Origin of the sequence: Candidatus Chordibacter forsetii, assembly GCF_964187505.1 — a bacterium.
GTDB classification, from domain to species: Bacteria; Verrucomicrobiota; Verrucomicrobiia; order Opitutales; family Seribacteraceae; genus Chordibacter; species Chordibacter forsetii.
The window spans coordinates 1-5,226 of record NZ_CAXLML010000096.1 but is presented as its reverse complement, the minus strand read 5'-3'; the positions used below and the strand labels follow the sequence as shown (position 1 = coordinate 5,226).

The window sequence follows — 5,226 nt, the reverse complement described above, 5'->3', positions numbered from 1 at the left end:
GGTTGGATGCGGTGCGCTATGGGGATACCCACGGTCTTCATCTCGATAATCGCCGGGGGATCTACCCGTACCGGGACTGGGTAGTACGTGCCCTCAATCAAAATCTGCCTTTCGATGAATTTATCCAATGGCAGTTGGCCGGCGATCTTTTGCCCAATCCAACCGAGGACCAAAAAATCGCTACCGGATATGTGCGACTCAATCCAACCACGGGAGAGGGGGGAGCAATTGCGACAGAATTTCAGGCAAAAAATAACTTTGACCGGGTGGAAACCACCGGCACAGCCCTACTTGGATTGTCCCTGACCTGTGCACGCTGCCACACTCATAAGTACGATCCCATTACCCACGATGAATATTTCGAGTTTCTCGCTTTTTTTAATAACACCGCAGAACATTCGATGGACCGCAATCAATATGTATACGGGGATCATTTAACCGTGGCAAAAGACCCGGTATCGAAAAAGAAATGGGAGGATTTTTTGGGCAAGGAAGCTGCCTTTCTTAAAGAAGTTCGGGCAACCGGAAAATACAAGGGAAGTGATGAGAGTTTAGCCAAACTTGCAGATTTACTCGTACCCGATCTTTCAAAGCCGGGTAATCGAGTGAAGGCAAGTTCCCAAAATTTTCACAAAAGAAGCCAAAAGCCCGAACACGCGATTGATGACCGGTTGGATACAATATACCTAAATCGTGATGGTAATGGCAGCGGCCTAACCATTTTCACCCCCAATGGGATCATCCATGGAATCAGTCTAACATCCGCTGCGGATCACCCAGGGCGGGACCCCAAGACCTACAAACTGGAAGGGTCCACTGATGGGAAAACTTTCACTTTAATTTCCGAAGGGGATGTGCCCAGCTTTACCAAGCGCAAACAGAGTAGAGAAATTCTCTTTGAGAACAACCAGTCTTTTACTACATACCGCCTAAACTTTCCCAAGTTATCCGATGTTTATGCAAAGTTTATGCAAATTGCCGAGATCGAGCTTTTGAAAAAACACCTGGCCGCGAAGGATGATCTGCTCGCCCAGGCCCAGCAGCTCAACAATGAACGTATACAGGGGCAAAGGAATTACCTGACCACTACGTTAATTGCTCAGGATTTACCCGAGCAAAGAAAGCGGGTCACCCAGGTTCTAGAGCGTGGAGAATACGATAAGCCTATTGGTAAACCTCTCAACCCAGGGGTCTTTTCCGTTTTAGGTGAAATGGATGCTGGCAGCCCATCGAACCGCCTCGGTTTGGCTCAGTGGATCACTTCAAATGACCAGCCCCTGACCGCCCGCGTGTTGGTAAACCGTTTCTGGCTAATGGTGTTTGGTGATGGACTTGTGCGTACGCCCGAAGAATTTGGTTTACAGGGAGAACATCCAACCCACCCAGAACTGCTTGACTGGATGGCGGTGGACTTTCAGGAAAACGGATGGAATCTGAAGCGATTGCTCAAACAATTCCTCACCAGTCGAACCTTTAAACAATCCTCCGCTAGACGGTCCGATTTTCCAGACCCCGAAAATAAGTATTGGGGTAGGGGGCCATCCTTCAAGCTCGATGCCGAGGTGGTTCGGGATTTATCCCTATGGTCATCCGGATTGCTCAATCGTAAAATCGGAGGGGAGGGTTTCAAGCCTTATCAACCATCCGGTATGTGGATCGCTCTGTCTCACCCAAACAGTGATACCAAAAACTATGAGATGAATAAGGATGATAGTATTTATCGTCGCAGTCTTTACATGTACTGGAAACGTACCTCCCCGCATCCGATGATGACTTTGTTTGATGCTCCCAGCCGGGAGTCAAGCTGTGTGCAACGCTCCCGTACCAGTACATCGCTACAGTCTCTTGCTTTGTTTAATGAGACTCAACGGATGGAAACCGCCCGTAAGCTAGCCGAGCGATTGCTTCGGGATGAGCATACGGATAATAACCGGATCGAGTATCTTTTCACCCTGCTTACCTCCCGGAAGCCAAGCACGGTGGAGTCCACAGCTCTGTCCACCCTATTGGACAATGCAAAGAGCAGGTTCTCCCTGTCGGAGGAGGATGCCCGTAAGGTGCTTGAACAGGGCCTCGCCCCAGTGGATGAAAAATTACCCGTAGCAGAGGTAGCCGCATGGACGCAGGTGGCCGCCACTATGCTGGCGAGTGACCCGGCCATTTTGCTTTATTAAGATTTATAACAGGAGACCAAGACTATGAACCAGGCAGATTTATTTCTCGACAATTCCTTCCATATTAACCGCCGACAATTCTTTGGCCGTTCCGCTCTTGGGTTGGGTACCGCCTCCATGGCCAGCCTGCTCAGTAGCGATTTATTGGGGCGATCCGTACCCACCGAGGGTCTGCATCACAAGGCCACAGCCAAGCGGGTGATCTACCTGTTTATGAGCGGGGGACCCAGCCATATTGATATGTGGGACTACAAGCCTCGCTTAAGCGAGGAATATGGAAAAGATCTTCCTCCTGAAGTGCGGGATGGGCAGCGTATTACCGGGATGACCTCCGGGCAGAAAACCCTACCGCTTGCACCCAGCAAGTTTGAATTTACAAAGTGTGATAACAATGACAAAGGCGTTTGGGTAAGCTCATTGCTCCCTTACACTTCCAAAATTACCAAAGAATTGTGTGTGGTCCATGGGACCTTTACCGAAGCAATTAATCACGACCCTGCAATTACTTACATCCAAACGGGTAGCCAGATCCCAGGTCGTCCGAGTCTCGGTTCTTGGTTGAGCTATGGATTGGGTAGTATGAATGAGAATTTGCCCAACTATGTGGTCATGCTTGCCCGGACCAATCACCCCCAGCAGAGCCTCTTTAACCGCCTTTGGGGTACTGGTTTCATGCCATCCGACCATCAGGGTATACTTTTTCGAGCAGCAGAAAACCCTGTGCTTTATTTAAAAAATCCACAGGGAGTTACACGAGGTGACCGAAGGGCCCAGCTCGATGCCCTCGCTGCTCTTAATCAAAATCATTTTCAGGAATTTGCAGACCCAGAGGTACTTTCCCGGATCAAGCAGCATGAAATGGCCTACCGTATGCAGGCATCGATTCCTGAGCTCATGGATATGAAGGATGAACCAAAAGAGGTTTTCGAGCTTTATGGAGAGGATGCCCGTACCCCTGGTACTTTTGCTGCAAGTTGCCTAAATGCTCGACGTATGGCCCAACGGGGTGTGCGCAATATCCAAATTTTTCACCGAGGATGGGATTCTCATGGAGGTCTGCCTGCCCAGCATGGTTCTCAATGTAAGGATATCGATCAGGCCTGTTATGGCTTAATTACTGACTTGAAACGCCAAGGCATGCTGGACGATACCTTGGTGGTATGGGGGGGGGAATTTGGCCGTACCAATTACTGCCAAGGCAAACTTACTCGTGAGAATTATGGTCGTGATCATCACCCCCGTGCCTTTACCACTTGGATGGCTGGGGGTGGAGTCAAGCCAGGGATCACTTATGGACAATCTGACGAGTACGGTTACAACCTGACTGATCGTGATGGAAATGTGATACGGCCAAACAAAGATCATTGGACACCCGATACCATGCATATTCACGATCTCAATGCCACTATCCTCCACCTGCTTGGGATTGATCACCGAAAACTTACCTACCGTTATCAGGGTAGGGATTTTCGCCTTACCGATATCCACGGTCACGTTTTAAAAGACATCATCGCCTAGGTTTCTTTTGCAGAATTACCCCGGGTTTTATTCTTTGGGGTAAGGTTCCTTCAAGTTTTATGAATCCACAACCATGTGGCACTGAAGTTGCTAGTGTCAGTGGTATAGATGTTATCTTATCCTTTATTGTTGGAACGCCAAGCGGCCCGGTACTCCGGAGTGATGGACTTGCCCCCTCCTCATTCCGGCAGAATGTATCTGCGTCTGGTCCGCTTGGCCCAACGGGGTAGAGAGACTGTGATGGATGTGTATACATCAGGGAATAGGATGCGGATACGAGTTACCCGTTTTCTTGCTCCTTTGCGTGAAACTATAAAAGTAGACCCTATGGACGGTCACCTCACTACTATTCCTGATATCAAAATACCAATCGAAGTATCATCAGATTATTTGGATCCTTGGGATTCTTTCTTGAAAATGATTTCTAAGGAAAACTTTGGCAATTTCGCCCATGATCTTTCAGCAGATATCGATGCAGATCATTACTTTATGTTTTACACTAACTCTAGCGGTTACACTGCTAAGGCAATATCAAACCCTCATGCCAAAAAATGGCCGGAGGATTGGTTGCGGTTGATCAATCGTTCCTATGGAATGGAACTCCATCCACCTCGAAGATTATTTTACAAGGACAGGATAGAAGAATCTGTTTAAATTGGAGATTTTGAAATGCGTGGTAAAAGCACGTAATCTTTTAAATTAAATCTATTTCTTGCGCATCGCCTCCCAATGGTCTCGGTTCGCGTCTAAATTTTTCAGTAAAAAGTTTCCTCCCTCTGGTATTATTTTAGCAAGCGACACATAAAGATCATGAACTACATATTTACCGAAGCCTAATTGGCATTCGGGAATCAGTACGGAATCACGATCGCAATTCATCGAGGGCTTCATACCAAGGCTTTTTTCCAAGTCTCCCTGTCCAAAAAATTCAGCCATCACTAAGTTGGCCCAACGCTCACAAATTGGCCATTTTTTGCCCGGATTACTGACATCGGCAGTATGTAAGATGAATGAAGCGATAAGGGTTCGTGTATCATTATCAAGACTGGAAGAAAGATTAATGTGTTGCTCACTGTTACCTTGTATCACTTTAAGGATTGAAGGTATTTTTGCATTCATGCGATCCATCAATTCCTTGTGCCTTTTGAAATCGGTATAGAGGATAGCTTCATTGATCAATTTAAGAGATCTTTTGATCTGATTATTTTCTTCAGGGTTAGAAACGTCAGATTGGGTAAATAAATGATGCTTTTTGATTAATTTCAGAAGGTAATCAATTGAACGTTTCTCCTGTAAGCTGTCCTCACCAAACTCTTTGACCAAAGGATGTTTTATATTAATAAGGTATTGATTATTTACCCCAAGATGAAGGGCGTCGTGGGCAACAGCTGCTACGAGTAGAGCGGTTTGTTCGAAATCTTTTAAAAAGCGGGACCCACCACACTCAAGCAATGCATGAGTGGTCGCCAGCACATCAATGGCATGGGTGAAGGTATGATAACCTTTTTGGATGAGGGGAGAGTTTAAGGTATTA

At 47.0% G+C, this 5,226-nt stretch carries 4 protein-coding genes; 3 read left to right on the top strand and 1 reads right to left on the bottom strand.

What is annotated here, in order from left to right; genetic code table 11:
* The 3 genes from ACKPQ4_RS04475 to ACKPQ4_RS04465 form a co-directional block, all read left to right on the top strand.
* The coding region (locus tag ACKPQ4_RS04475; RefSeq protein WP_407680008.1) for a DUF1553 domain-containing protein at positions 1 to 2,174 on the top strand (2,174 nt) is incomplete at its 5' end.
* Positions 2,175 to 2,198: 24 nt separating this feature from the next.
* Positions 2,199 to 3,692 (top strand): DUF1501 domain-containing protein, encoded by a 1,494-nt coding sequence (locus ACKPQ4_RS04470; protein WP_407680007.1) that lies wholly within the window; start codon positions 2,199 to 2,201, stop codon positions 3,690 to 3,692.
* Between the two features lie 108 nt (positions 3,693 to 3,800).
* On the top strand, positions 3,801 to 4,346 hold the full coding sequence (locus ACKPQ4_RS04465; RefSeq protein WP_407680006.1) for a hypothetical protein: 546 nt from the start codon (positions 3,801 to 3,803) through the stop codon (positions 4,344 to 4,346).
* 51 nt (positions 4,347 to 4,397) lie between these two features.
* Here the strand turns inward: ACKPQ4_RS04465 and ACKPQ4_RS04460 are convergent.
* On the bottom strand, positions 4,398 to 5,226 hold an 829-nt coding region (locus tag ACKPQ4_RS04460; RefSeq protein WP_407680005.1), incomplete at its 5' end, for a 3',5'-cyclic nucleotide phosphodiesterase.

Coding starts and splice junctions, on each gene's coding strand:
- ACKPQ4_RS04470 (WP_407680007.1), top strand. CDS start 2,199: ATGAACCAGGCAGATTTATTTCTCGACAATTCCTTCCATATTAACCGC.
- ACKPQ4_RS04465 (WP_407680006.1), top strand. CDS start 3,801: ATGTTATCTTATCCTTTATTGTTGGAACGCCAAGCGGCCCGGTACTCC.